General features: G+C 59.4%; 21 protein-coding genes, 3 tRNA genes and 3 rRNA genes. 19 read left to right on the top strand and 8 right to left on the bottom strand.

All coding sequences use genetic code 11. The features are described 5' to 3' along the window. Nucleotides 1–614: 614 nt before the first annotated feature. From V1475_RS15580 to V1475_RS15550, 7 genes are all read left to right on the top strand, one after another. Nucleotides 615–2,082, top strand: a 16S ribosomal RNA gene (locus V1475_RS15580). 148 nt (nucleotides 2,083–2,230) lie between these two features. Next, nucleotides 2,231–2,307 (top strand) — tRNA-Ile (locus tag V1475_RS15575). A gap of 24 nt (nucleotides 2,308–2,331) precedes the next feature. Continuing rightward, nucleotides 2,332–2,407: transfer RNA gene (locus V1475_RS15570), tRNA-Ala, on the top strand. A 372-nt stretch (nucleotides 2,408–2,779) separates the two neighbouring features. Continuing rightward, nucleotides 2,780–5,617, top strand: a 23S ribosomal RNA gene (locus tag V1475_RS15565). Nucleotides 5,618–5,701: 84 nt separating this feature from the next. Next, a 5S ribosomal RNA gene (rrf, locus tag V1475_RS15560) occupies nucleotides 5,702–5,816 on the top strand. Together the 16S, 23S and 5S rRNA genes with 3 tRNA genes alongside form the textbook arrangement of a ribosomal RNA operon. A gap of 154 nt (nucleotides 5,817–5,970) precedes the next feature. After that, nucleotides 5,971–6,047 (top strand) — tRNA-Met (locus V1475_RS15555). A 217-nt stretch (nucleotides 6,048–6,264) separates the two neighbouring features. Then, on the top strand, nucleotides 6,265–6,474 hold the full coding sequence (locus tag V1475_RS15550) for a hypothetical protein (RefSeq protein ID WP_479413480.1): 210 nt from the start codon (nucleotides 6,265–6,267) through the stop codon (nucleotides 6,472–6,474). Nucleotides 6,475–6,485: 11 nt separating this feature from the next. Here V1475_RS15550 and V1475_RS15545 read toward each other — a convergent pair whose 3' ends face one another. Further along, nucleotides 6,486–7,490 (bottom strand): GntR family transcriptional regulator, encoded by a 1,005-nt coding sequence (locus V1475_RS15545; RefSeq protein ID WP_479413479.1) that lies wholly within the window; start codon nucleotides 7,488–7,490, stop codon nucleotides 6,486–6,488. 309 nt (nucleotides 7,491–7,799) lie between these two features. Between V1475_RS15545 and V1475_RS15540 the strand changes: the two genes are divergently transcribed. From V1475_RS15540 to V1475_RS15485, 12 genes are all read left to right on the top strand, one after another. Further along, nucleotides 7,800–8,822, top strand: coding sequence for an ABC transporter ATP-binding protein (locus V1475_RS15540; protein ID WP_434286900.1), 1,023 nt, complete (start codon nucleotides 7,800–7,802; stop codon nucleotides 8,820–8,822). Beyond that, entirely contained in the window at nucleotides 8,822–9,733 is a 912-nt protein-coding gene (locus tag V1475_RS15535) for an ABC transporter permease (RefSeq protein WP_479413478.1), read from the top strand. The genes V1475_RS15540 and V1475_RS15535 overlap by 1 nt, the downstream gene beginning before the upstream one ends. A 3-nt stretch (nucleotides 9,734–9,736) precedes the next feature. Beyond that, nucleotides 9,737–10,579, top strand: coding sequence for an ABC transporter permease (locus V1475_RS15530; protein ID WP_479413477.1), 843 nt, complete (start codon nucleotides 9,737–9,739; stop codon nucleotides 10,577–10,579). Continuing rightward, a complete protein-coding gene (locus V1475_RS15525; RefSeq protein ID WP_479413476.1) occupies nucleotides 10,576–11,307 on the top strand; it encodes an SDR family NAD(P)-dependent oxidoreductase in 732 nt (243 codons plus the stop codon). Before V1475_RS15530 ends, V1475_RS15525 begins: the two co-directional genes overlap by 4 nt. A gap of 24 nt (nucleotides 11,308–11,331) precedes the next feature. Further along, complete coding sequence (locus V1475_RS15520; protein WP_479413475.1) at nucleotides 11,332–12,084, top strand: SDR family NAD(P)-dependent oxidoreductase; 753 nt, start codon at nucleotides 11,332–11,334, stop codon at nucleotides 12,082–12,084. 77 nt (nucleotides 12,085–12,161) lie between these two features. Next, nucleotides 12,162–13,382: an ABC transporter substrate-binding protein gene (locus V1475_RS15515; protein ID WP_479413474.1), complete on the top strand. Its 1,221-nt coding sequence runs from the start codon at nucleotides 12,162–12,164 to the stop codon at nucleotides 13,380–13,382. A gap of 80 nt (nucleotides 13,383–13,462) precedes the next feature. Continuing rightward, complete coding sequence (locus V1475_RS15510; RefSeq protein WP_479413473.1) at nucleotides 13,463–14,530, top strand: ABC transporter ATP-binding protein; 1,068 nt, start codon at nucleotides 13,463–13,465, stop codon at nucleotides 14,528–14,530. Between the two features lie 23 nt (nucleotides 14,531–14,553). Beyond that, nucleotides 14,554–15,432 (top strand): polysaccharide deacetylase family protein, encoded by an 879-nt coding sequence (locus tag V1475_RS15505; protein WP_479413472.1) that lies wholly within the window; start codon nucleotides 14,554–14,556, stop codon nucleotides 15,430–15,432. Between the two features lie 76 nt (nucleotides 15,433–15,508). Continuing rightward, a complete protein-coding gene (locus tag V1475_RS15500) occupies nucleotides 15,509–15,841 on the top strand; it encodes a hypothetical protein (protein WP_479413471.1) in 333 nt (110 codons plus the stop codon). Further along, nucleotides 15,838–16,884 carry a CobW family GTP-binding protein gene (locus V1475_RS15495; RefSeq protein ID WP_479413470.1) on the top strand — a complete coding sequence of 349 codons (1,047 nt, stop codon included), beginning with the start codon at nucleotides 15,838–15,840 and terminating at the stop codon, nucleotides 16,882–16,884. The genes V1475_RS15500 and V1475_RS15495 overlap by 4 nt, the downstream gene beginning before the upstream one ends. Continuing rightward, nucleotides 16,884–18,077, top strand: coding sequence for an ABC transporter substrate-binding protein (locus V1475_RS15490; protein ID WP_479413469.1), 1,194 nt, complete (start codon nucleotides 16,884–16,886; stop codon nucleotides 18,075–18,077). The genes V1475_RS15495 and V1475_RS15490 overlap by 1 nt, the downstream gene beginning before the upstream one ends. 71 nt (nucleotides 18,078–18,148) lie before the next feature. Then, nucleotides 18,149–19,138 (top strand): asparaginase, encoded by a 990-nt coding sequence (locus V1475_RS15485; protein ID WP_479413468.1) that lies wholly within the window; start codon nucleotides 18,149–18,151, stop codon nucleotides 19,136–19,138. 15 nt (nucleotides 19,139–19,153) lie between these two features. On the opposite strand, the gene V1475_RS15480 is transcribed toward V1475_RS15485, so the two are convergent. Genes V1475_RS15480 through V1475_RS15450 form a run of 7 tightly spaced genes read right to left on the bottom strand, consistent with a single transcriptional unit; the run spans nucleotide 19,154 to nucleotide 25,028 of the window. Then, nucleotides 19,154–19,471 (bottom strand): hypothetical protein, encoded by a 318-nt coding sequence (locus V1475_RS15480; protein ID WP_434286913.1) that lies wholly within the window; start codon nucleotides 19,469–19,471, stop codon nucleotides 19,154–19,156. 24 nt (nucleotides 19,472–19,495) lie between these two features. Further along, nucleotides 19,496–20,203: an orotate phosphoribosyltransferase gene (locus V1475_RS15475; RefSeq protein WP_479413467.1), complete on the bottom strand. Its 708-nt coding sequence runs from the start codon at nucleotides 20,201–20,203 to the stop codon at nucleotides 19,496–19,498. After that, nucleotides 20,200–21,465 carry a hydantoinase/carbamoylase family amidase gene (locus V1475_RS15470; RefSeq protein WP_479413466.1) on the bottom strand — a complete coding sequence of 422 codons (1,266 nt, stop codon included), beginning with the start codon at nucleotides 21,463–21,465 and terminating at the stop codon, nucleotides 20,200–20,202. The genes V1475_RS15475 and V1475_RS15470 overlap by 4 nt, the downstream gene beginning before the upstream one ends. Further along, on the bottom strand, nucleotides 21,462–22,400 hold the full coding sequence (locus V1475_RS15465) for a dihydroorotate dehydrogenase (RefSeq protein ID WP_479413465.1): 939 nt from the start codon (nucleotides 22,398–22,400) through the stop codon (nucleotides 21,462–21,464). The genes V1475_RS15470 and V1475_RS15465 overlap by 4 nt, the downstream gene beginning before the upstream one ends. After that, nucleotides 22,400–23,242: a dihydroorotate dehydrogenase electron transfer subunit gene (locus V1475_RS15460; RefSeq protein WP_479413464.1), complete on the bottom strand. Its 843-nt coding sequence runs from the start codon at nucleotides 23,240–23,242 to the stop codon at nucleotides 22,400–22,402. Before V1475_RS15460 ends, V1475_RS15465 begins: the two co-directional genes overlap by 1 nt. A 14-nt stretch (nucleotides 23,243–23,256) precedes the next feature. Further along, nucleotides 23,257–24,540: a TRAP transporter large permease gene (locus V1475_RS15455; RefSeq protein WP_479413463.1), complete on the bottom strand. Its 1,284-nt coding sequence runs from the start codon at nucleotides 24,538–24,540 to the stop codon at nucleotides 23,257–23,259. Beyond that, a complete protein-coding gene (locus V1475_RS15450; RefSeq protein WP_479413462.1) occupies nucleotides 24,537–25,028 on the bottom strand; it encodes a TRAP transporter small permease in 492 nt (163 codons plus the stop codon). The genes V1475_RS15455 and V1475_RS15450 overlap by 4 nt, the downstream gene beginning before the upstream one ends. Nucleotides 25,029–25,094 lie beyond the last annotated feature (66 nt).

The following is a 25,094-nucleotide window of genomic DNA, read 5'->3' as shown; positions in this document are numbered from 1 at the left end:
GGTATCGATACCAAATGTTGCGTTGACCTGTGTGGATAAGGGGTTTTCGTTTCGCGGCAGGCGTCCTGATTGGGGTGGGTGATGCGGGGAAAACGCTGATTTCTAAAAAACTCAACGAAATAAAACATTTTAAATCAGTAGCTTGATTGAAAAATGCAGACATTCGTCATTTTTCTTTCAAAAAGCGCTTGCGGGTTCTGAGCACTCGCCTTAGAACCCCCTTCACCGGCGGCGCAGACAGCGCGGCACGGGGCGCCAGACGGACTGGCCGGGACGCTCGGAAGGGTTTCTTGGACGGGAAGCGAGGCAGAAAATTTGAGGCAGATCTGGGCGGGCGCGCCGTAAGTTAGGGCGCACTGGTCTGGTTTTTGTCTCTGGCTCTTTGAAATTGATAGATGAACGAAGAGATATGTGGGCGGTTTGGTCTTAACGACAAGAGCGTCTGTATATCGCACTCTTAGAACTCAGGTTCGATGATAGAGTGTCAGCTTCACTGTTTGTCGGCTTTCGGTATCTTTGATACCAAGCACGAGAAACAGTTTCCTGGAACCTTAGCCGGTTTCAGGAGTGATGTGCAGAGGTTCGACGTCAAGGTTAGCGCAGTAATGTGCTTTCAACTTGAGAGTTTGATCCTGGCTCAGAACGAACGCTGGCGGCAGGCCTAACACATGCAAGTCGAACGAAGCCTTCGGGCTTAGTGGCGGACGGGTTAGTAACGCGTGGGAACGTACCCTTTGCTACGGAATAGTCCCGGGAAACTGGGTTTAATACCGTATACGCCCTTCGGGGGAAAGATTTATCGGCAAGGGATCGGCCCGCGTTAGATTAGGTAGTTGGTGGGGTAATGGCCTACCAAGCCTACGATCTATAGCTGGTTTGAGAGGATGATCAGCAACACTGGGACTGAGACACGGCCCAGACTCCTACGGGAGGCAGCAGTGGGGAATCTTAGACAATGGGGGCAACCCTGATCTAGCCATGCCGCGTGAGTGATGAAGGCCTTAGGGTCGTAAAGCTCTTTCGCCTGTGAAGATAATGACGGTAGCAGGTAAAGAAACCCCGGCTAACTCCGTGCCAGCAGCCGCGGTAATACGGAGGGGGTTAGCGTTGTTCGGAATTACTGGGCGTAAAGCGCGCGTAGGCGGATATTTAAGTCAGAGGTGAAATCCCGGGGCTCAACCCCGGAACGGCCTTTGATACTGGATGTCTTGAGTTCGAGAGAGGTGAGTGGAATTCCGAGTGTAGAGGTGAAATTCGTAGATATTCGGAGGAACACCAGTGGCGAAGGCGGCTCACTGGCTCGATACTGACGCTGAGGTGCGAAAGTGTGGGGAGCAAACAGGATTAGATACCCTGGTAGTCCACACCGTAAACGATGAATGCCAGTCGTCGGCAAGTATACTTGTCGGTGACACACCTAACGGATTAAGCATTCCGCCTGGGGAGTACGGTCGCAAGATTAAAACTCAAAGGAATTGACGGGGGCCCGCACAAGCGGTGGAGCATGTGGTTTAATTCGAAGCAACGCGCAGAACCTTACCAACCCTTGACATCCTGATCGCGGATCGTAGAGATACTTTCCTTCAGTTCGGCTGGATCAGTGACAGGTGCTGCATGGCTGTCGTCAGCTCGTGTCGTGAGATGTTCGGTTAAGTCCGGCAACGAGCGCAACCCACATCCTTAGTTACCAGCGGTTTGGCCGGGGACTCTAGGGAAACTGCCCGTGATAAGCGGGAGGAAGGTGTGGATGACGTCAAGTCCTCATGGCCCTTACGGGTTGGGCTACACACGTGCTACAATGGCATCTACAGTGAGTTAATCTCCAAAAGATGTCTCAGTTCGGATTGGGGTCTGCAACTCGTCCCCATGAAGTCGGAATCGCTAGTAATCGCGTAACAGCATGACGCGGTGAATACGTTCCCGGGCCTTGTACACACCGCCCGTCACACCATGGGAGTTGGGTCTACCCGACGGCCGTGCGCTAACTCTTCGGAGGGGCAGCGGACCACGGTAGGCTCAGCGACTGGGGTGAAGTCGTAACAAGGTAGCCGTAGGGGAACCTGCGGCTGGATCACCTCCTTTCTAAGGATGTTTCTAGCAGATTGGCTTGCCATTCTCGTGAAACACTTAGCAGCTACATAGTAGCATAGATCAACAATAGTTGATCAAACTCGGCCAGGCCGTCCTCATATCTCTTCGTAAAGTATCACAGACCTACCGGTCTGGACTTGGGTCGGTAGCTCAGGTGGTTAGAGCGCACGCCTGATAAGCGTGAGGTCGGAGGTTCAAGTCCTCCTCGACCCACCACTAATTCGCTGAAACAGCGAGTATGGGGCCTTAGCTCAGCTGGGAGAGCATCTGCTTTGCAAGCAGAGGGTCATCGGTTCGATCCCGATAGGCTCCACCATTACCACTAAGATTACATCAGCAAGCACTGAGATCAGTGTTTGCTCGTCTAATCTTAGACGACAATTGACATCGTATAGAGAGATTAAATGCAACATCGTTGATCGCCCAAGTGAGGGGTGATCTCGGTCGCTTCCCGGAAGGGAAGGCGCATGACAGACCACATTCCCGGTCTTACTGCGTATCGCGGCTGAAAAGATGATGTTGCCCAAGTCAAGTAAACTAACCAAGTTGCAGTTCTGCGGAATTGCAGCGCGTTTCCGATCCCATACAAGATCGGAAGCGGGAAAGTATGCTTTTGGTCCTGAAAGTATAGCTTCGCGTCTTTACCAGCTCGCGTTGCTCGCAAACCAGTTTTGCTCTTTCTGGATCAAATCAAGCGCGAGAAGGGCGTTTGGTGGATGCCTTGGCAGTAAGAGGCGATGAAGGACGTGATACTCTGCGATAAGCTATGGGGAGCCGAGAATAGGCTTTGATCCATGGATTTCCGAATGGGGGAACCCACCTGACAGTTCGATATAATAGCTTAGGCTGCTTATATCTTGCTGAAACAGGTACTTTTAACCTGAACACATAGGGTTTTAAGAGCAAACCCGGGGAACTGAAACATCTAAGTACCCGGAGGAAAGGACATCAATAGAGACTTCCCTAGTAGCGGCGAGCGAACGGGAACCAGCCGAGCACGATGAGTGACTGGAACAGATTGGAAAGTCTGGCCATAGCGGGTGACAGCCCCGTACAGGAAGCTTTGAGTGACGTATTAAGTAGGGCGGAACACGTGAAATTCTGTCTGAAGATCGGGGGACCACCCCCGAAGGCTAAGTACTCCTTACTGACCGATAGCGAACCAGTACCGTGAGGGAAAGGTGAAAAGCACCCCGACGAGGGGAGTGAAACAGTTTCTGAAACCGGACGCCTACAAGCAGTCGGAGGGACCTCGAGTCCTGACGGCGTACCTTTTGTATAATGGGTCATCGACTTGGTCTTACGAGCAAGCTTAAGCCGTTAGGTGTAGGCGCAGCGAAAGCGAGTCTTAATAGGGCGAATGAGTTCGTGGGATCAGACCCGAAACCGAGTGATCTAGGCATGACCAGGATGAAGGTAAGGTAACACTTACTGGAGGTCCGAACCCACACCTGTTGAAAAAGGTCGGGATGAGTTGTGCCTAGGGGTGAAAGGCCAATCAAACTCGGAGATAGCTGGTTCTCTGCGAAATCTATTTAGGTAGAGCGTCATCCGAATACCCCGGGGGGTAGAGCACTGGATGGGTAATGGGGCCCCACAGGCTTACTGATCCTAACCAAACTCCGAATACCCGGGAGTACTAGATGGCAGACACACTGCGGGTGCTAACGCCCGTAGTGAAGAGGGAAACAACCCTGACCTCCGGCTAAGGCCCCTAATTCATGGCTAAGTGGGAAAGCAGGTGGGACGACCAAAACAACCAGGAGGTTGGCTTAGAAGCAGCCATCCTTTAAAGATAGCGTAACAGCTCACTGGTCTAGATAAGTTGTCCTGCGGCGAAGATGTAACGGGGCTCAAGCCATGAGCCGAAGCCGAGGATGCCGTAAGGCATGGTAGCAGAGCGTGGTGTGATATAGCTTCATGCCTCCTTAGTACTGATCTTCTTCGAAGACAGTTCATTGGAGGCTCGAAGCTTTCTGTGAAGCGGGCGCGTGAGCGATCCCGTGGAGAGATCACCAGTGAGAATGATGACATGAGTAGCGACAAACAGGGTGAGAGACCCTGTCGCCGAAAGTCCAAGGGTTCCTGCTTAAAGCTAATCTGAGCAGGGTAAGCCGACCCCTAAGGCGAGGCCGAAAGGCGTAGTCGATGGGAACCAGGTTAATATTCCTGGGCCAGAGAGAAGTGACGGATCGCAAAGGTCGTTCATCCTTATCGGATTGAATGGGCGGCTGAGCGGTCCCTGGAAATAGCCTCTCATTAGATCGTACCCTAAACCGACACAGGTGGACTGGTAGAGAATACCAAGGCGCTTGAGAGAACGATGTTGAAGGAACTCGGCAAAATACCTCCGTAAGTTCGCGAGAAGGAGGCCCAGTTTCTACGCAAGTATTGGCTGGGGGCACAAACCAGGGGGTGGCGACTGTTTACTAAAAACACAGGGCTCTGCGAAGTCGCAAGACGACGTATAGGGTCTGACGCCTGCCCGGTGCCTGAAGGTTAAAAGGAGGGGTGCAAGCTCTGAATTGAAGCCCAGGTAAACGGCGGCCGTAACTATAACGGTCCTAAGGTAGCGAAATTCCTTGTCGGGTAAGTTCCGACCTGCACGAATGGCGTAACGACTTCCCCGCTGTCTCCAACATCGACTCAGCGAAATTGAATTGCCTGTCAAGATGCAGGCTTCCCGCGGTTAGACGGAAAGACCCCGTGCACCTTTACTACAGCTTCACACTGGCATCAGGCACAACATGTGCAGGATAGGTGGTAGGCTTTGAAGCAGGGACGCCAGTCCCTGTGGAGCCTTCCTTGAGATACCACCCTTGTTCTGCTTGATGTCTAACCGCGACCCATTATCTGGGCCCGGGACCCTGTGTGGCGGGTAGTTTGACTGGGGCGGTCGCCTCCCAAAGAGTAACGGAGGCGCGCGAAGGTTGGCTCAGAGCGGTCGGAAATCGCTCGTTGAGTGCAATGGCAGAAGCCAGCCTGACTGCAAGACTGACAAGTCGAGCAGAGACGAAAGTCGGCCATAGTGATCCGGTGGTCCCGAGTGGAAGGGCCATCGCTCAACGGATAAAAGGTACGCCGGGGATAACAGGCTGATACTGCCCAAGAGTCCATATCGACGGCAGTGTTTGGCACCTCGATGTCGGCTCATCTCATCCTGGGGCTGGAGCAGGTCCCAAGGGTATGGCTGTTCGCCATTTAAAGAGGTACGTGAGCTGGGTTTAGAACGTCGTGAGACAGTTCGGTCCCTATCTGCCGTGGGTGTAGGATACTTGAGAGGAGTTGCCCCTAGTACGAGAGGACCGGGGTGAACGATCCACTGGTGGACCTGTTATCGTGCCAACGGTAGTGCAGGGTAGCTATGATCGGAAAGGATAACCGCTGAAGGCATCTAAGCGGGAAGCCCCCCTCAAAACAAGGTATCCCTGAGGGCCGTGGAAGACCACCACGTCGATAGGCTGGAGATGTAAGTGCAGCAATGCATTCAGTTGACCAGTACTAATTGCCCGATAGGCTTGATTTGATCCAGTAAAAGCAAAACTGCTCTTACTCGAACAAAAGCATACACATACAACTTACTTGACTTGGAAATAAGCTCCTTATTCGGTTTGGTGGTCACAGCGTCAGTGAAACACCCGATCCCTTCCCGAACTCGGCAGTTAAGCACGATTGCGCCAATGGTACTGCGTCTTAAGACGTGGGAGAGTAGGTCACCGCCAAACCTAATAAGAAGCTTATAAATCTCTCTAAACGATAAAAATTCCCCACACGAACAATCATTCGCCCGTGGGGCATATCAGCCTAATTCGTACACTGTGCGATAGGCTAGACATCGGGCTCAAGTAGCGCTCCGCGCGGTAGCCCAAAACAAAGTGTCGCGGGATGGAGCAGCCCGGTAGCTCGTCAGGCTCATAACCTGAAGGTCGTAGGTTCAAATCCTACTCCCGCAACCAAGGTCGAATAAATCCAAACATGCCCGTCCAGACGACTATTGATCCCAAGGATCAATTGCTTAACGTATGAACCTCGTCAGGCTCATAACCTGAAGGTCGTAGGTTCAAATCCTACTCCCGCAACCAATAAATACCATAAAATACAAATCCTTCAAAGCCGGGCATGACGCGCGGACTTTTGGCGTGCGATCCAAAGGCAACGGCACATCAAGACAGGTTGAGCCGATCTTCAGAGCATCGTGTACAGGGCGACAGCCTGCGGCAGCGTGTGGTCGATCGTCTGGCCGGATCGCTTCAGAGGGCGCAGGCTGTGGGGGATGGTGCGATTGCCGCCCGAACCGAGCGGGGGCGGCAATCGCGGAGCATCCTGCAATACGGTTTCATGTGCGCCGGTGGCGCCGCAGCGAGATCTGTGGACGAAACGTGACGGGGAGCGGGTCAGGTGAATTGCAGGTAGGATGGAAAATCCGGCGGAGGCGGTAGGATCGCGGTGATCTTGAGTTGCGCAATCGTGCGATCGCGCGCCTTTGTCAGATGCATCGCCAGCATGCTTTGCGCTGCCTTGACAGAGCCCGAGAGAGCAAGCTCGATCACCTGGCCAAGCTCCAGAATGGATTGCGTGTCGGGCGGCAGGCCAAGCGAAAAGAAGGCGGCCTGGCAGGCTTCGAGAGCGAGCCGGTTGTTCGAGGCGTAATTCGCCAGATCCTCGTTGGGCGTCGTGAGGACGACCATTTCAAAAAAACGTCTGTCCAGTGAGAACCACTGTGCCGGTGTTGGCGGTGCGTCTCTGCACAGGGTCCGGATTTCTTCGGCCAGATCGCGTAGTTTTTCCGTCGGCAGTTTCGCTGAGGACAGTGCGGCCACTTCCAGAATGCCGCGCAACTCATACTTATCCTTGATTTTTTTCGAGGTCAGAGGTTCTACGATCCAGCGGGAGGTGCGGTTCTTGTGAACAAGGCCGCGTTCCTGAAGACGCCCGAGCACATCGCGGATGATCGTGCGTGAGACGCCGTATTCTTCGGCCATCTGCGCTTCGACGATACGATAGCAGCCGAATACCGGGCAGCGTGTGACGTAATAGGCGACATCGTCGTAGACCCGCAGCCAGCTCGGTTTGCCGGCGCTGCCATCGAGCGTACTGAGATCAAGCTCGATGCGGCGCAGATCGTCACGCTTCGGAGCGCCAGTCGCGCCGATGACGATGAAACCCCGCCCGGAAAAGCGTTCGACGCCGCCCTCGATCTCGATGAGTTCGAGGGCACGTTTGACCGTAGCGCGCGACATGTCCAGCCGTTCGGACAGCGCGCTCTCCTGTAGAACGAGGCCGGGGTAGAGGTGACCCTGCGCAATATTGCTGCGAATGAATTCTGCCGCCAGCTCGAAAAGCGACGCGCGCTTGTCGCTGTCGTCGCTGCTGCGGGACGTGTCTTCGGAAACGATCATTCTGGCCTCGTTCGGGAATCTTCCCCTGAGAATAGGTGGCCGCTCTTGGGGTTGAAAGTATTTTGTTTTTGAATACAGAAAATCGAAAAATTATCAATGCGATGTTTTGAAGTTCATTGGGTAAGCAGAAAATCTCCAGATAGTTCTATTTATTGAGCAGATTTTTGAAGTCTGTATGTCTGAATTTCTGAATATAATGACTTTTCGGATGCAAAAATCATTTTTTACTTTACGACACGTTGAGTAATGATGTTTGTATCAAAAAAATCAAAAATCTCGACGCGGGGGATAAGACATGAGGGATACTCAGTGCTGACATTAAGCCAGGTAAGTCGCAGATATGGCGGCACGGTCGCGCTGGATGGCGTGGATTTCGTCGTTCCGGACAACACCTACATGTCCCTCTTGGGGGCATCCGGGGCGGGCAAGACGACACTTCTGCGTCTGATCGCGGGGTTCGAAGAGCCGGATCAGGGCACGATCTCCATCGACGGGGAGCGGCTCGACGGTCGGCCCCCGCATCTGCGTGACATCGGGTTTGTGTTTCAGAACTTCGCCCTGTTTCCGCATCTGACGGTGGCCGAAAACGTCGCCTTCGGTCTGCGTCACCGTGCCCATGCGCCCCTGACCAATGAGACCGAGATCAAGGATCGCACCGAAGCGGCGCTGGAGCTGGTTGGTTTGACCGGCTTTGGTCATCGCGGCGTCAGTGCCATTTCCGGCGGTCAGAGACAGCGCGTCGCGCTGGCCCGTACGCTCGTGTGTGAACCGCGTGTCGTTCTGCTCGATGAGCCGCTCGGCGCGCTGGACGCGAACCTGCGGGCGCGGATGTGCGATGAGCTGAAGGCGATTCGTGAACGGCTTGGTGTGAGTTTCCTGCATGTTACCGGCTCCGAAACCGAGGCGCTCACCATGGGTGACAAGGTCGCCGTGCTTGCCAATGGGCGGATCATGCAGTCGGACGCACCGGACACGCTGTTCAGCCATCCCGGCAATGCCGAGGCCGCGCGCCACCTCAACGCTTGGAACATTTTCGATGCCGCGCTTTGCGGGGCCGAGATGGGGCAGGGCTCGATCGCAGTGCGCTTCGATCAGATGGATGTGAGCCCCGAAGGGGCTGCGCCGACGGGGCGCCCGCACCTGCGCGCGACCTATCTGACCGGTGAATTCAACGGGCCGACCGCCTTGTCCTTCTTCCGCGCCGAAGACGGCACTCTTTTGCAGGTCGTCGACCACCTCAGCCAGCCACGCCTTCCCGATCTGGTCGAAGGCCAAGGCTATGATCTCCATTTCGCAGCCGATGTGCTGCGCCAATTCCACGGAGCCGCCTGATGACCGCCCTGTCGACGGACACGCCGTCCACCCCGTCTCATTCCCCCGCCGCCTTGCGTGAAAAGAAAGACCGCCGCCGCGCCATCGCACTTTTGACACCGGGGCTTCTGTGGATGTTCTTCTTCATGGTCCTGCCGATGGCCATGGTGATCTATGTGTCTTTCTGGACGCAAACGACGTTTTCGGTGAACCCGACGCTGACCACGGCGAGCTGGGAGCGCTTCATGAGCTCCGCCACCTATCTCAGCGCGATTTGGACCACCTTGCGGATCTGGATCATCGTGCTGATCGCGACCATCGTGGTGGGCTATCCGGTGGCCTTGTTCATCGGGCTTTTCGTGCGCAACAAAACGCTTCAGACCGCGCTTCTGGTGGCCTGTGTGATCCCGTTCTGGACCTCGTTCCTGATCCGCGTCATCGCATGGCGTCCGATGCTCGGCACCGAAGGCGCGATCAATGTAATCCTGATGAAACTCGGGATCATCCATGAGCCGCTGACCTTCCTGTTGTTCTCGGAATTCTCCGTGCTCGTCGGCATGACGCAGATCTATTGCGTCTTCATGGTCGGACCGATCACCTTCATGCTGGGCCGGATCGACATTTCCGTGATTGAAGCCGCCCGCGATCTCGGCGCCTCCTTCGGGACGATTTTCCGCCGCATCATCCTGCCTTTGTCGCTGCCGGGGGTGATGGTCGGGTCGATCTTTGTCTCCGTCATGGTGTTGGGCGAGTTCGCCACCGCCGCCTCCCTGTCGGGCCGCAAGACCAACCTTCTGGGCAACATCATCGTGAGCCAGGTCGGTTCGCTCAAATGGGCCTTCGCCGCCGTCGCCGGTGTGGTTCTCACCATCATCATCACCGCCGTGATCGCGCTCGCCCTGCGGCTCGTCGATCTGCGAAAGGAAATGTGAGCCATGGAATCCCGCATCCTGCGTCCCACCCTCGCCATTTATACTGTTCTCTTCCTGCTCTTCCTCTATGGGCCGATGATTGTCCTTGCGATCCTGTCGTTCCAGAGCGCCGATGGCGGGCCGCAATTCCCAATCCGCGAGTGGTCCGTCTACTGGTATGAGCACCTCCTGGGCTTTGCCGAAACCTCCCGCGTCTCGCAGCTTCCGGTGGGCGATAGTCTGATCCGCTCGATCGTCCTCGCTTTCATGACCACGGTGGTCTCGACCGTTCTGGGCGTGATGAGCGCCGAAGCCTTCCGCACCCGGTTCAAGGGTTCGGGTCCGGCGTTCTATCTGATCATCCTCGGCATGATGGTGCCCGGTGTTCTGGTGGGGCTTGGCATGGCGCTTTTGTCCAACACTCTGGGCATTGCGCGGGCGTGGTGGGGCACTTCCTTTGTGCTGCATGTGGTCTACACATACCCCTTCGCCTTCCTCGTGATGCTCGCCATTTTCAACCGGTTCGACCGCACGGTGGAAGAGGCTTCGCTCTCGCTGGGGGTCAGCCCGGCGCAGACTTTCCGTCGCGTGACCTTCCCGATCATCTTCCCCGGTGTGCTCTCCGCCATGCTGTTTTCCTTCACGCTCAGCTATGACGAATTTGCCCGCACGCTCTTCACCGCAGGTCGCGATCTGACGCTGCCGCTGGCGATCTACGGGACGTTTTCGGTGGAGATTTATCCCAACATCTTCGCCTTCGGGGTGCTGACCACGCTGTTCAGTTTCACCCTTCTGGTGATCTACGGCCTCCTGATGAAGCGCTTCACCGCAAAGGCCTCCCGTTATTCCGGTCAGGAGGACGCATGATGATCGCTCTCGTCACGGGCGCAGGCTCCGGCATCGGTGCGGCCATTGCGCTCCGCCTTGCCGCCGACGGTCACACAGTTGCCGTCAACGATCTCTCACTTGAGGCCGCCAAGGCGACCGTCGAGAAAATCCACGCCGCCGGCGGTGTCGCAGGCGCCTATGCCGCCGATGTCAGCGATGAGGCCGCCGTCACCGAGATGGTCGATCTGATCACCGAAGATTTCGGCGCGCCGGAGATTTTGGTCAACAACGCGGGCTTTGGCCATCAGGCGCGGTTCACCGAGATCGAGCCTGCCATGTTCGACAAAATCTTCGCGGTGCATGTGCGGGGCAACTACCTCTGCACCCGTGCTTGCCTGCCCGCGATGCTCGAAAAAGGGCAGGGGCATATCGTCAACATCGCCTCGCAGTTGGGTCAAATCGGCGGTGTGGAACTGGTCCATTACGCCGGTGCCAAGGCCGCCGTGATCGGCATGACGAAATCGCTGGCCCGCGAGGTCTCCGCCCAAGGTGTCCGCGTCAATGCCGTGGCGCCCGGGCCGATCAACACGCCGCTCGTGGAGGCGCTGTCCGAGGATTGGAAGACCGCAAAACGCGCGGAACTGCCGCTCGGGCGCTTTGGCTCTCCGGCGGAGGTCGGTGGTGTCGTCTCCTTCCTCGTCTCTGACGATGCCGCGCTGTTCGTCGGGCAAACGCTCGGGCCGAACTCCGGCGACGTCATGTTGTGATCCCAGAAAATGGAAAGCTCTCAAATGGATAAACGTATTGTTCTCGTCACCGGTGCGGGCATCGGCATCGGTCGCGCAGCCGCTCTGGCCTTTGCGGCCAAGGGCGATCATGTGATCGTCACCGATGTGCTCGAAGACAAGGGCCAAGCGGTCGTCGCCGAGATCGAAGCCGCGGGCGGAAGCGCCGAGTTTCACGCGCTGAACGTGCGCTCGACCGAGGCGGCGGATGCGTTGGTTGGTGGTCTCAACGCGCGCTTCGGTGGTATCGACGTGATCGTCGCCAATGCCGGGATCGCGCTGCGCGTGCCGATGGCGGAAATGACCGATGAGACCTGGCACGAAACGCTCGACGTCGATCTCTACGGCATGATGCGGGTGATCCGCCCGGCGCTTCCGGCGATGAAAGAGGGGGCTTCGATCATTTGCCTCTCCTCGATCATGGGCACCAACTACGGTTGGGATGAGCATGTGCATTACTCCACCGCCAAATCCGGTGTGATCGGTCTCATTCGCGGCCTCGCCGTCGAATTCGCCGCCAAGGGCATTCGCGTCAACGGTGTCGCCCCCGGCTATATCCGCACCGCGCAATTGCTCAATCCCGGCCACAGCCTTGGCCCGGACGCGGCAGAGATCGCCTCGCCCTACATTCCGATGAAGCGTCTGGGCGAGCCTGCCGAGATCGCCAACGTCATCACCTTTCTCGCCTCCTCCGATGCCTCTTACCTCACCGGTCAGGTCATCACCGTGGACGGGGGGCTGACCCCCGGCCGCTACTGAGGTCGCCAACGAGGGGCGACGAACGCTCCCGCACTTCACTCAATGTCACCACGTCATCATCAACAGGGAAAGACACCATGACTTTGACACCCAATCGCCGTAGCTTTTTGAAATACGGGGCCGCCGCGGGCGCTGCTGCCCTCGGCTCGGGCCTGCACCCGTGGTCGCGTATGGCCTATGCCGCCAATCTCTCGGAGCAGGAACTGCGCACCACCGGTCTCTCGACCACCGTGCAAGACCGTATTCTCGAGATGTTCAAGGCCGCGTCCGGCGTCGGCACCACCTCCGGCACGCCCTCCACCTACCCGGATGCGCAGACCAAAATCCTCTCCGGCTCGTCTGATTACGACTGCTGGGAAATCATCGGCGAACGTCTTCCGGCGCTGATCGCGACCGACAATGTCGACCCCATCCCGGCGGCTGATCTGCCGAACTGGGCCTCGATCCGCGACACCTTCACCACCACCAATCCGAAATGGGATGCGCGCGCGCAAATCTCCGGTCAGATCTGGGCGGATGACGCCAAAACCCAGCTCTACATGGTGCCGGCTGTCTACAACTTTGACTCCATCGGCTATAACCCCGAGGTCCTCACCGACGAGGAAGCCAACACTTGGACCGCGCTGTTCGATGAGAAATGGAAGGGCAAATCCGGCCTGAACGTCGACCCGCTCATCGCCATCGGTCAGGCCATCCTCGCCATGAACTCGCTCGGTCTGCTGGAAGCCAAGAATCCCGGTAACCCGACGATGGACGAGATCGACGAAGCGGCGAAGTTCCTGATCTCCAAAAAGAAAGACGGTCAGTTCCGTGCGCTTTGGGGCGATTTCGGCGAGCTCGTCAACCTGATGGCTTCCGGCGAAATGGTCGTCTGCGACGCATGGCAGCCCGCCGTCATGGCCGTCAAAGCCCAAGGCAAGCCCGCCAAATACGCGACGCCGAAAGAAGGCACGCGCGGCTGGGCGATCGGGCCGTCGATGCTCAAAGGTACGCCGAACCGAGAAGCCGTCATTGCCTATGCCAACTTCTGGCTGTCGGGCGAGCCGGGCATCGCGGTCACCGAACAGGGCTACTACTCGCCCTCGACCAACATCAAAGAGGCGATGGACCCCGACGCCTATGCCTTCTGGTACGAAGGTGCGCCGTGGAAAGGCGAAGCCGAGCGCGGCATCAACCCGGGCGATCTTCGCGATGGCGGCTCGCTCGAAGAGCGCGCGTCCAACGTCGCCTACTGGCACCAGTGGCCGGATGAATACGACCATCTGATCATGCGCTGGGACGAATTCCTGAACGCCTGATCCGAGTTGGCGGGCGGTCCATTCACCTCTTCCGGGCTGCCCGCCCATTTCCTGAACATATAACACGAAAGCTGATCGCCATGCTCTACGATCTCGAGCTGATTTCCGTCGGCAAGACCTATTCCGATGGCACCGTCGCCGTCTCCGATTTCGATCTGAAAGTGGAGAAGGGCGAGTTTGTGGCCTTTCTCGGCCCGTCGGGCTGCGGCAAATCCACGACGCTGCGGATGATCGCCGGGTTCGAGGACATCACCAATGGCGAGGTCATGATGATGGGGCAGAACGTGACCCACATCCCGCCGGAAAAACGTCCGACCTCGATGATTTTCCAAAACTACGCGCTCTTCCCGCATATGACGGTGCGCGAGAACGTGGCCTTCGGTCTCGACGTCAAAGGCACGCCCAAGGCCGAGCGCAACCGCAAGGTGGACCGCATCCTCGACATGTTCGATCTGGAACAATTCGCGGATCGCAAGGCGGACAAGCTTTCGGGCGGGCAGCGTCAACGTATCGCTCTGGCGCGGGGGCTGGTGGTCGAACCGGAAATCCTTCTGCTCGACGAACCGCTTGGCGCGCTCGACGCCAACCTGCGCCGGATCATCCAGAACGAATTGAAACTTCTGCAACGCGAGCTGGGCATCACCTTCATCTTCGTGACCCACGCGCAATCCGAGGCTTTGGGCCTGTCGGACCGGGTTGTGGTCATGTCGAACGGTGTGGTGGAACAGATCTCAGCCCCGCGCGAGCTGTATCGCCGTCCGCAAACGCCCTTTGTCGCCGACTTCATCGGCTCGAACACGGTGTTCGAAGGCACGCCGAAAGGCGCCTCAGACATGGGCTTCGGTCTGATCGAAACGCCTTATGGTGTGATGAAAGGTGTGGGGCAGGGCGATGAGACCCTTGCGGTCGTTCCCGCCGAAGCCTTCCGCATCGCGCCGCAGAACACGCCGGACGAAATCCGCCTCGAAGGGGTTCTGGCTGAACGCCATCTGGTCGGCGCGGTCGGGCATCTCAAGGTCCGCTTGCCGGGCGAACGCGACGTCGCCGTCGAGGTCAGCGCGGACCGCCCCGAAGTGCGCGCCCTGACCCCCGGTGCGCCGGTCACCCTCGGGATCGACCCGGCCTCCGTCACTCTCATTCACGCTTAATCATCCAACAGGAGACTTATCCAATGGCAAAAGAAATTCTCGTCGGTTTCGGGATTGATGTGGACGCCGTGGCCGGCTGGCTCGGCTCCTACGGCGGCGAAGACAGCCCGGACGACATTTCCCGCGGCATGTTCGCGGGCGAGGTCGGCTCGATCCGTCTGCTCGACCTGTTCGACAAGCTCGGTGTCAAAACCACCTGGTTCATCCCCGGCCATTCCGTCGAAACCTTCCCGGAGCAGATGAAAGAGGTCGCCAAACGCGGCCACGAGATCGGCATCCACGGCTACAGCCACGAAAACCCGATCGCCATGACCCCGGAGCAGGAAGAGGCGGTTCTCGACAAATGTATCGGCCTGATCACCGAGCTGTCCGGCAAACGTCCGACCGGCTATGTCGCACCGTGGTGGGAATTCTCCAATGTCACCAACGAGTTGCTTTTGAAAAAAGGCATCAAATACGATCACTCTCTGATGCATAAGGATTTCGAGCCTTACCGCGTTCGTGTGGGCGATACCTGGACCAAGATCGACTATGCGGGCAAGCCCGAGGACTGGATGAAGCCCTTGGAGCGTGGCGAGGAAACCGACCTGATCGAGATCCCGGCGAACTGGTATCTCGACGACCTGCCGCCGATGATGTTCATCAAGAAATCGCCGAACTCGCATGGTTTCGTGAACCCGCGCGACATCGAGCAGATGTGGCAGGACCAGTTCGACTGGGTCTACGAGAACATGGATTACGCGGTCTTTCCGATCACCATCCACCCCGACGTTTCCGGTCGGCCGCAAGTGCTTTTGATGCTCGAACGCCTGTTCAAGCACATGGCCTCGCATGAGGGTGTGAAATTCGTCACCATGAACGAGATGGCGGACGATTACGACGCGAAATTCCCGCGCGGCTGACTCCTCGTGGGTTCACTGGGCGGACGGCCTTCCCCTGTGCCGTCCGTCTTTTTCGACGATTTCGAAAGGACGGATCATGTGTTCTCTGTGCGGCATTCTCGGCTGTGACGATCATTGGACCAGTGCCATTGCACGTCCGGGGGTTTACACCCGCAACCATGATACGCAGTCCCGCCGGGCCGAGAGCGGGCGACGTCTGAAGGCGGCCAATGCGGTTCTGTCCTATCGCCGTCTCAAACTCGACGTCTGGCAGGGACGTTCCTATGTCGTGAGCTCCCCGACGGGCGCGTCCAGTGTCTTCGAAGCCCTGTCTCACCTCTGGCCCGAGGCCGAGGCGCTCGCTGGGCGTGATTTCGATCCGCTCGACGAGGGTTTGATTGCATGGATGGAAGAGGGGGGACGCCGATGACCCCTGTCATTTTGCTGACCGGTTTTCTGGGCTCCGGCAAGACCACACTGTTGCAACGCCTGCTGCAAGACCCTTCGATGGAAGGGGCGGCGGTGCTGATCAACGAATTCGGTGAGGTGGGGCTGGATCACCATCTTCTGGATCGGATCGACGACAATGTGATCCTGCTGAAATCCGGCTGTATCTGTTGCACCGTGCGCGGTGAGGTGGCCGAAGCGCTCGGCAATCTTGACAGCCTGCGGGCGCGGGGCGAGATCGCCTTTGACCGCGTGGTGATCGAGACCACCGGGCTGGCCGATCCTTATCCGGTGCTGCAAACCCTGACCGCCCATCCGGTGCTGCGCTCGCATTTCACCAATGGCGGCGTGCTGACCACGGTCGATGCGGTCAATGCGACGCTTCAGGTCGACCACCGCGCCGAAGCCGTGCGCCAGATCGCGGCGGCGGATCGCATCGTCCTGACCAAGACCGACCTGGCGGAACCGGGGCAGGATCAGGCGCTGCGCGACCGTCTGGCGCGGATCAACCCGGCGGCGCGGATCGTGACCAGCGAGGCGCCGGTGGCGGAGATCCTTGGCGGCTTTGGTCCGGCGGCCTTTGCCGAGGGGCTGCTCGGCAGGAACGCACATGGTCACATCTGCGGGCCGGACTGTGGTCATGAGAGCCAGGATCACGCCCATCACCACCATGCGTCTCACGCCGCGCATCATCATGACGATATCCTTGGCGTGACAAGCTTTTCTCTCGTCATCGAGGATGAGATCAATTGGACTATGTTCGGAACCTGGCTTACACTGTTGCTGCATAAGCATGGCGATAGGATTTTCAGGGTGAAGGGCATTTTGGCGCTCGAAGGCGAAGACAGGCCGATTGCGGTCCATGGCGTGCAGCATCTCGTGCATGCGCCGACACATATGACGCATTGGCCGGAGGGGCCGCGACAGTCGCGTCTGGTGTTCATTCTCGAAGGGCTGTCGCCCGAACAGATCCGCCGCAGCTTTGCCGCGTTCATGGGACTCTCCGGGGTCCGGGCCGCCGCCTGATGACGGAACCGCTTCGCATCCTGACGACCGAAATCCAGCCGTGGCGCTTTCTCAAGGATCGCGCGGAGGCGGATCTCGGCTTTCCGCTGGAATTCATCGAGATGGATTTCAACAGCGCACAACGCACCGCCGCGCTCGATCCGTCGAGCTATGACATTTACGACCAGTGTTTCCATAATCTCGACATCGTCTGGTACTGGCGTGCGGTGCAGGCCATCGACACCCGCCGGATCAGCCATTGGAACGATCTCGACGAATTGTCGCGGATCATGGGCACGAGCGGGCGTCAGGCGCTGGGCGATGTGCCTGCTTCGCGCCTCTTCGTGCAGCACGACATGACCCTGTCCGACAGCCCGAGCGGGCGGATTTCCATGCTGCCGACCTTTTACAATTTCGACAGTTTCGGGGTTGAGACGTCGGGGCTCGATGTCGACCGCGATGTTCGAAGCTGGGCCGCGCTTCTCGATCCGCAATGGGCAGGGCGGGTGTCTCTGGTCGATGAACCGGCGATTGGCCTGTTCGATCTGGCGCTGGCTCTGTCGGCCTCCGGGCAGATGGAATTCGAGAACATGGGCAATATGTCCGTGGCGGAGATCGACGTCTTGGTCGCGCATGGTAAGAGCCTCATTCACTCCGGCCATCTGAGCCCGTTCTGGCTTCGGGCAAACGATCCGGTGGAGCGGTTTCTGGACGGCGAGCTTAAACTGGCTTCGATCTGGTCGCCGACGATCGTCGAGATGAAGCGGCGCGGTGTGCATGTGCGTCAGGCCCGCCCGATCGAAGGCTATCGTGCCTGGCATGGCGGGATGTGCCTGTCGCGCCTCCTGAAGGACGCAAAACTCGACAGGGCCTATGACTGGCTGAACTGGTATCTCGACGGCTATGCCGGTTCCGTGGTGGCCCGGCAGGGCTATTACATGTCCGTCTCCGAACGTGTGAAGGCGCATATGCCCCAGGCGGAATGGGATTATTGGTATGAGGGTCTCCCTGCGGCCCATGAACTGAACGATGTGGCCGGGCGCCCCGCGATCCGGGCGGGCGAAACCCGCTCCGGCGGTTCGCGTCAGGACCGGGCGCATCATATCGCGATCTGGAACTCGACCATGGATGAACACAATTACGTCGTGCGCCGCTGGAACGAACTTGTGGATCTCGCGGCGGGCAAGGCTCGTGTGCAGCGCCGCGCCAGTTGATGCGGCCTGTGATCTGCGGCTGCACAGCACAACACCCATAACAATCGCTTAACACCTATGGAAAGACACCGATGAAACATGTCGTCTTGATCGCCACGGGCGGAACCATCGCCTCCGCCGCCGATAAAACCGCAGGTGCCGTCAATGCCGGGTTGAGCGGCGAAACCTTGCTGGCAAGCCTGCACCAACCGCTCGAAGGCATCTCCGTCACGGTTGAGAATTTCGAGGCGGCGGGCAGCTATGCGCTCGATCTGGCGACCATTCACCGGCTTTGTGGCCGGATCGACGAGGTGCTCGCCGGGGACGATGTGGACGGCGTTGTCGTCACCCATGGCACCGACACGATGGAGGAAAGCGCCTTTCTCGCCTGGCTTCTGGTCAAAAGCGACAAGCCCGTGGTCTTCACCGGCGCGCAGCGCCATGCCGGACAGCCCGACACGGACGGTCCGCGCAACATCTTTGATGCGATCTGTGCCGCCGCAAGTGCCGATCTCACGGGCGTGGGGGCGGTGATCCTGTTCGAGGGCGACATCCATGGCGCGCGCTATGTCACCAAGGCCCATACCTCCCGCGTCGACACCTTCCGCTCCGTGGGGCTTGGCAAATTCGGAGAGGTGGATCACGGGCAGGTGCATCTCTACACCCGTCCGGCCAAGGCGCGTGTCGCGCTGGAGACCTCTGCGCTCGACCCGGATGTGGAGCTGATCGCGCTGGGCCTCGGGACTTCGCCCCGGCTGATGGAACTGGCGGGGCAGGCGGGGGCGACGGGGATCGTGCTCTCCGCCTTCGGACGGGGCAATGCCCCCAAAGGCTTCGCCGATGCCACGGCGCGTCTCGTCGCCTCGGGATGCCCGGTCGTGGTGGCGTCCCGCTGTCACGAAGGCCGCACGCAGGCGATTTACGGCAAGGACAGCGGCGGCGTCACGCTGCTGGCCCAAGGCGCGCTTCTGGCGGGGGATCTTTCCGCAGTGAAGGCCCGTTTGTTGCTCTCGGCGCTTGTGGGCAAGGGGCTGTCGGGCCCCGATCTTGCCGGGGCCTTCGCCGCAATTGCCGAGGCCTGAGCGCCTCTGACGCCCTCAGAGGTTGCGGGCGATGCGGGCCGTCACGACGGCGTTGAGGGTTTCGAGTTGCTTGGCCTTATCGGCTTGCGCCACCGCGTCCAGTGCATGAATGTCGTCCTGAAAGGCGGTGAAATTCCGGTCGAGCTCTTCGCCCGACAGCGGCTGACGCTCGTGCAGGTCGACGAAATGCTCGGCGCTGGTGGCAAGAAAATAGAAAGCGGCGGCGTGATCCGGTTCCTCGAGCGCGTGCGCGAAGGCGGCTTTCGAGGCGGCGGCATAGGCGTGGATGCCCCGGCCTTTTTCGGTGATCAGATCGAGGAGGAAAGTGAACATCGGTGTCTCCTTAGAACATCGGGTTTAGAATGTCAGGCTGCGCGCACCGCCATGAGCGGCCGACCAGTCGAGCGGGTTGTCGAGGAATGCGGCGATCATGTCGCGTTGTTCCGGGGTGAAACGGTCATGCGCGCGGGCCACGTCGAGAATGTCTTTCCAGGTGGCGAGCGCATGGAGCCGGATGCCCGCCTGCGCCATGGCCGTACGGGTTTCGGGGAAGATGTCGTACTGGAACAGCATGAACACGTCCTCGACGACCAGCCCCGCCGCCCGCAGAGCTTGGCAGAACCGCAGTTTCGAGGCGCCGTCGGTGGTCAGATCTTCCACGAGAAGCACGCGCTGACCGGTCTCCCAGAGCCCTTCGATCTGCGCCTCGGGGCCAAACCCCTGTGCGCGTTTGCGAACGTATTGCATCGGTAGGCCGGTCTCGCCGGCGATCCACGCGGCAAAGGGGATGCCGGCGGTTTCGGCACCTGCGATGGCGTCGATCCGGTCGCGCCCGATCTCCGCGTCGATCACCTCGGTGGCAAATCCCATAAGCTTTTCGCGCACGGCAGGGACGGAGATGACTTTGCGCACGTTGATATAGACCGGGCTTGCGATGCCCGATGACAGGATAAAAGGCCGCTCCCCTGCGACTTCGACGGCGCGAATGTCGAGAAGGGCAAGTGCCGTGCGCCGGGCGAAATCGGCACGGGTCTCGGGGCTCAAAGGCATCGTGGGTGTTGTCATCGTGAGGCCTCCAGAAAGGTTGAGAGAATGTCCACGCCCACCATGAAATCGGCGATCTCCATTGCCTCGTCGGGGTTGTGCGAACCGTTTCTGTTGCGCACGAAAACCATGCCGGAGGGCACGCCCGCCTGCGCGAAGATCGCGGCGTCATGGCCGCCGCCCGAGGCCATGGAAAACGCCTCACCGGTGACTTTCTCCATGGCTGTTTCCAATTTTGCGACCAGTTTCGGGTCCATGAGTGCCGGGGCAACCGCCACCTCCGGGCCAAGCTCGAAGCGCACGCCGCGGGAGCGCGCGATGTCGGCCATTTCGCCTTTGAGATAGGCGCGCATCCGGTCGAGCGTTTCGGTATCCTGCGAGCGGATGTCGAGGGAAAATCCGATCTCGTCGGGAATGCGGGCAATGGCATGGCGGGTCGGATCTGTGCCGATGACGCCCGAGGTCAGCACGAGGTCCTGACCGGTGTTGAGCAGGTGCTGCCAGGTGCCGTCGAGCCGGTGCATCAACTCGGCAAAGGCCAGCACCGGGTCATGGCGATAGGCGCGCGGCACGGCGCCGGAATGCCCGGCCTGACCGATGCAGCGACTGTCGCGATAGCGGAAATTGCCGCGAATGCCGGTGACGACGGCGGCGGGGATGTTGCGTTCGACCAGAAGCGGACCCTGTTCGATATGCAGTTCGAGATAGGCCTTAATCCGGCTCAGATCGCAGAGCGGCCGATGCGCCTTGACCGGTGCTGTGTCGATGCCGAGGTCTTCGAGATGCGCGCTGAGTGGCCGACCGTCGCCCTTATGTGCGGCGTTGAATTCCCCCTCGGGCAGAGTGCCGGTCAAAAGTTTCGAACCGATGTAACAGGCCCCGAACCACGCGCTTTCCTCGCCGCGCATCGCCAGAACCCGCACCGGACGGGACAGGTGGCGCTGTCCCCGGCGCGCGGCAATGAGGACGATCAGCCCGGCAATCACGCCCGCGAGCCCGTCGTAATTCCCGCCCATGGGAACGCTGTCCACATGGCTGCCAATGATGGTAAAGTTGTCTGAATCTTTGTGTTCTGGTAGTGAAAACAGAAGATTACGTCCCGCATCTTCAGTAACACACAAGCCTTCGGCGCGCGCGCGGGACGCGAGATAATCAAGCGTTTCCGTCTCGATAGAGGAAAAGGCCGGACGGCTGACACCGGCGACATCGCGGCTGAGCGCGCGAATGTCTTCGAACATCCCGGCCGCCAGATCGGCCAGTTCTTCTGTACGGTGGTGTTTCATTCGAACACCCCGGCTTCGGGCGCTTCGATGGAGCCAATGATCTCGTCGAGCGAGGCGATACCGCGCGTCGTCATCCAGTCCTCAAGCTCCGTGATGAGGCGGGCCATGACGGTCGGAGATTGGAACGTCGCGGTGCCGATTTGAACCGCGCTTGCGCCCGCGATGAGAAATTCCAAAATATCGTCGAGCGTGGAAATCCCGCCGCAACCGATCACCGGAATCTCGCAGGCGCGCGCGCATTGATAGGTCATCCTGAGCGCGATGGGTTTGATCGCGGGGCCGGACATGCCGCCCATGACATTGCCGAGGCGCGGGCGACGTGTGCCGATGTCGATGGACATGCCCAGCATGGTGTTGGCGGTGACGAGCGCGTCGGCGCCTGCGTTCTCGGCGGCGCGGGCCACCTCGACCGGCTCGCCGGTGTTGGGCGTGAGTTTCGCCCAGAGCGGCAGGTCGGTTTCCGCCCGCAGGCGGGTCACGACCTCATGCGTCGTGTCGGGGCGCATGGCAAAGGCGTTGCCGTCGGCTTCGATATTCGGGCAGGAGATATTCGCCTCAATCGCGGTGACGCCCGGCAGGCTGACCTCGGAACACAGTCTTGCGAACTCATCCATGGAATGCGCCGAGATCGACACCACGAGCGGGGCTTTGAACCCGGCCCAATAGGGCAGCATCTCATCGCGGAAATAGTCGATGCCCTTGGAGGGGATGCCGATGGCGTTGATCATGCCCGATTGCATGTCACAGACCCGCGGCGTCGGATTGCCCGCACGGGTGCCGTGCATGATGGTCTTGAGCACATGTGCGCCCAGCACATCGAGATCGAAGACATCGGCGAGGTCTTCGGAAAACGTGCCGGAGGCGGGCATGATCGGGTTTTGGAAGGTCAGCGCGCCGATGCGGGCGCTGAGATCAGGAGTGTGCAGGTCTTTCATTAGATCGCCTCCGAAATCGGGAACACGGGGCCTTCGCGGCAGACGCGGCGCTGGAGAATGCGGTCGCCGACCCGGAAACTGCGCACGCAGGCCTGACACATGCCGAGGCCGCAGGCCATTTGCTGCTCCATGGCGATCTCGCCGGGGATGCCGTATGTGTCGCCGAGGTCTTGCAACAGGCGCAACAGGCGCGAGGAGCCACAGGTGTAGAAGGCGTCCACTTCTCCACGGGTGATACGCGCCTCGATCAGCGGGCGCAGGGCCTCGGGCATGGAGCTGCCGTCCTCGTCATGCACCACGATCACCTCGGCGCCGTAGCTTTCGAACAGATCGACCGACATGGCCAAGTCCGGACGTCGCGCCGAACAGATCGCGGTCAGTTTGCGGCCCTTTTCCTGCGCCATACGGGCCAGAGGCGCGAGGGTGGCAAGGCCCACACCACGTGCAACCAGCATCAGATTTTGCCAGTTTTCGGGCATCGAGAACCCGTGGCCCAAGGGGCCGAGCACATTGAAGGCATCACCGGGACGCAGCGTGGCAAGGCCGCGCGTGCCCGCGCCCGCGATCTTGTAGAGGAATTCCAGACGGCCAGCGGCTTTGTCATAGCCGTAGATGCTCATCGGGCGGCGCAGGAAGGGGGTTTCCCCCTCGGGTGCCGGGCACAAGAGTTGGAAAAACTGCCCCGGTTGGCACTCGAGAATGGCCTCGGGCGCATCCAGAGTGAGCAGGCGATATTCGCCATTCACAGGGGTATTAGAGCGCACGACACAGGTGGCTTCGGCACAGCGGGGCCGAAGCCCCTGCGGAACAGGGACGGACACGGTGGTCGGAATGTGGGTCATTTGTCTGCCTCGGGTTAGCCGTAGATCAGCTTGGGAATGAAGAGGGAGATTTGCGGAATATAGGTGATCAGCAAGAGCACGATCAGGTTCACCAGCACGAAGGGCCAGACGCCGCGGATGATGTCGGCCACGGGTTTGTTCAGCGTCGAGGAGGCGACGAAGATGTCGAGACCGAAGGGCGGCGTGATCATCCCGAGGCTCACGTTCAGCGTCACCAGCATGCCGAAATGCACCGGGTCGATGCCGAAGCTCATGGCGACCGGGTAGAGCGGCGGCACCAGCACCAAAAGCGTCGAGTTCGGATCGATGAACATGCCCGCCACGAAGAACAGTACGTTGACGGCGATCAGGAAGGTGATCTTGCCCGCGCCAGAGGCCTCGAGAAATGCGATAATCTCATTCGGCACCTGCGCTAGTGTGACGAAGAAGGAAATCAGCCCGCCCATGGCCAGAAGCACGAAGATGATCGAGGTGTTGACGGCGCTGTCCTCGGTGATCTTGGCAAGGCCTTTGAGATCGAGCGCGCGGAACACGAACATCTCGACGAGGATCGCATAGACCACGCTGACGGCGGCGGCCTCCGTGGGCGTGATAAAGCCGGAATAGATGCCGCCCAGGATGATCACCGGCATGCCGAGCGCCCATTTCGCCTCCCAGATCGCTTTGAACCGCTCGGGCCAGGGCAGGCGCGCATCGTGCGTGACGCCGTCGCGCGCCGCCTGGATGCGGACATAGACGGAGAAGGCGAAGCCCAGAAGAACGCCGACGGCAAGACCGCCTGCGAAGAGTTTCGAGATCGAGGTTCCGGTGATCCAGCCATAGACAATGAGCGTGATCGAGGGCGGGATCAAAAGCGCGGTTTCGGCGGAGGAGACCAAAAGCCCGAGGCTGAATTTATCGGAATAGCCTGCGCGGCGCAGTTCCGGGTAGACCATGCGGCCCATGGCGGCGACCGTGGCGGGGGCGGAGCCGGAGACCGCGCCAAAGGCCATGGAGCCGCCGACGACGACATGACCCATGCCGCCTTTGGTGTGGCCGACAAGCGCCTTCACGACGGAGATCAGTTGTCTCGCGATCTGGCCGGAGCCCATGAGATTGGCCGCAAAGATAAAGAAGGGGATCGCCAGAAGCGTCGAATGGTCGATGCCGCCGACGATCTTCTGCACGACCGCCGCGTCGGGCAGGCGGGCGTAGAAGGCTTCTTTGTAGGCGAGGGCCGGGATGCTCAGCACGAGGAGCATTTCGAAGCCAGCCACCAAAAGGAGAATGGCCAGCACGATGATGAGGGCGAAGATCATTCGGTGGCCTCCTGATAGCGGTCGATGAGGCCCATAAGGCTGAGACCGTAGCGCAGCCCCAAGAGCAGGAAGCCCACGACGGGGGCGAGGTAGATCACGCCCATCGGCACACCGAGTGTGGGGGATTTCTGACCGGATTTGAGCACGAATTGCACAAGATCGAGCGCCAGCCACGCCACATAAAGGCTCACGCAAAGCCCAACGACATCAATGAGTTTCAGGAGTGCTTTGAGAAGTGGGGCGGGCAGGCGATCGCGCATATTGGTGATGCCCACATGTTTGCCCCGCTCAAGCGCCAGCCCAAGGGCCAGAAACACCAGAAACAGGTTCATGATCCGCACCGCTTCTTCGATCCAGGCGAAACGACTGGCAAACGTGCCGCCGATTTCTCGGGTCACGACCGAGCCGGTGTAGAGAAACACCATGATCAGGAATAGGGCGATGAGAACGGATCTTTCGACCGTTCGAAGCAGATTGAGAGCTTTCATGAGAGGGGCTTTCGATCACCGTGGAAAAACGTACTCCGCATCCATTTCAAAACGGATGCGGAGCGG

It is taken from the genome of Celeribacter sp. SCSIO 80838, assembly GCF_056498065.1.
Note: the sequence above shows the minus strand (reverse complement) of the source record. Positions and strands in the feature narration are given on the sequence as shown.

Bases quoted from the DNA above. Each gene is read 5' to 3' on its own strand.
- V1475_RS15545 (WP_479413479.1), bottom strand. From the start codon at position 7,490: ATGATCGTTTCCGAAGACACGTCCCGCAGCAGCGACGACAGCGACAAG.
- V1475_RS15535 (WP_479413478.1), top strand. From the start codon at position 8,822: ATGACCGCCCTGTCGACGGACACGCCGTCCACCCCGTCTCATTCCCCC.
- V1475_RS15530 (WP_479413477.1), top strand. From the start codon at position 9,737: ATGGAATCCCGCATCCTGCGTCCCACCCTCGCCATTTATACTGTTCTC.
- V1475_RS15525 (WP_479413476.1), top strand. From the start codon at position 10,576: ATGATGATCGCTCTCGTCACGGGCGCAGGCTCCGGCATCGGTGCGGCC.
- V1475_RS15520 (WP_479413475.1), top strand. From the start codon at position 11,332: ATGGATAAACGTATTGTTCTCGTCACCGGTGCGGGCATCGGCATCGGT.
- V1475_RS15515 (WP_479413474.1), top strand. From the start codon at position 12,162: ATGACTTTGACACCCAATCGCCGTAGCTTTTTGAAATACGGGGCCGCC.
- V1475_RS15510 (WP_479413473.1), top strand. From the start codon at position 13,463: ATGCTCTACGATCTCGAGCTGATTTCCGTCGGCAAGACCTATTCCGAT.
- V1475_RS15505 (WP_479413472.1), top strand. From the start codon at position 14,554: ATGGCAAAAGAAATTCTCGTCGGTTTCGGGATTGATGTGGACGCCGTG.
- V1475_RS15500 (WP_479413471.1), top strand. From the start codon at position 15,509: ATGTGTTCTCTGTGCGGCATTCTCGGCTGTGACGATCATTGGACCAGT.
- V1475_RS15495 (WP_479413470.1), top strand. From the start codon at position 15,838: ATGACCCCTGTCATTTTGCTGACCGGTTTTCTGGGCTCCGGCAAGACC.
- V1475_RS15490 (WP_479413469.1), top strand. From the start codon at position 16,884: ATGACGGAACCGCTTCGCATCCTGACGACCGAAATCCAGCCGTGGCGC.
- V1475_RS15485 (WP_479413468.1), top strand. From the start codon at position 18,149: ATGAAACATGTCGTCTTGATCGCCACGGGCGGAACCATCGCCTCCGCC.
- V1475_RS15480 (WP_434286913.1), bottom strand. From the start codon at position 19,471: ATGTTCACTTTCCTCCTCGATCTGATCACCGAAAAAGGCCGGGGCATC.
- V1475_RS15475 (WP_479413467.1), bottom strand. From the start codon at position 20,203: ATGACAACACCCACGATGCCTTTGAGCCCCGAGACCCGTGCCGATTTC.
- V1475_RS15470 (WP_479413466.1), bottom strand. From the start codon at position 21,465: ATGAAACACCACCGTACAGAAGAACTGGCCGATCTGGCGGCCGGGATG.
- V1475_RS15465 (WP_479413465.1), bottom strand. From the start codon at position 22,400: ATGAAAGACCTGCACACTCCTGATCTCAGCGCCCGCATCGGCGCGCTG.
- V1475_RS15460 (WP_479413464.1), bottom strand. From the start codon at position 23,242: ATGACCCACATTCCGACCACCGTGTCCGTCCCTGTTCCGCAGGGGCTT.
- V1475_RS15455 (WP_479413463.1), bottom strand. From the start codon at position 24,540: ATGATCTTCGCCCTCATCATCGTGCTGGCCATTCTCCTTTTGGTGGCT.
- V1475_RS15450 (WP_479413462.1), bottom strand. From the start codon at position 25,028: ATGAAAGCTCTCAATCTGCTTCGAACGGTCGAAAGATCCGTTCTCATC.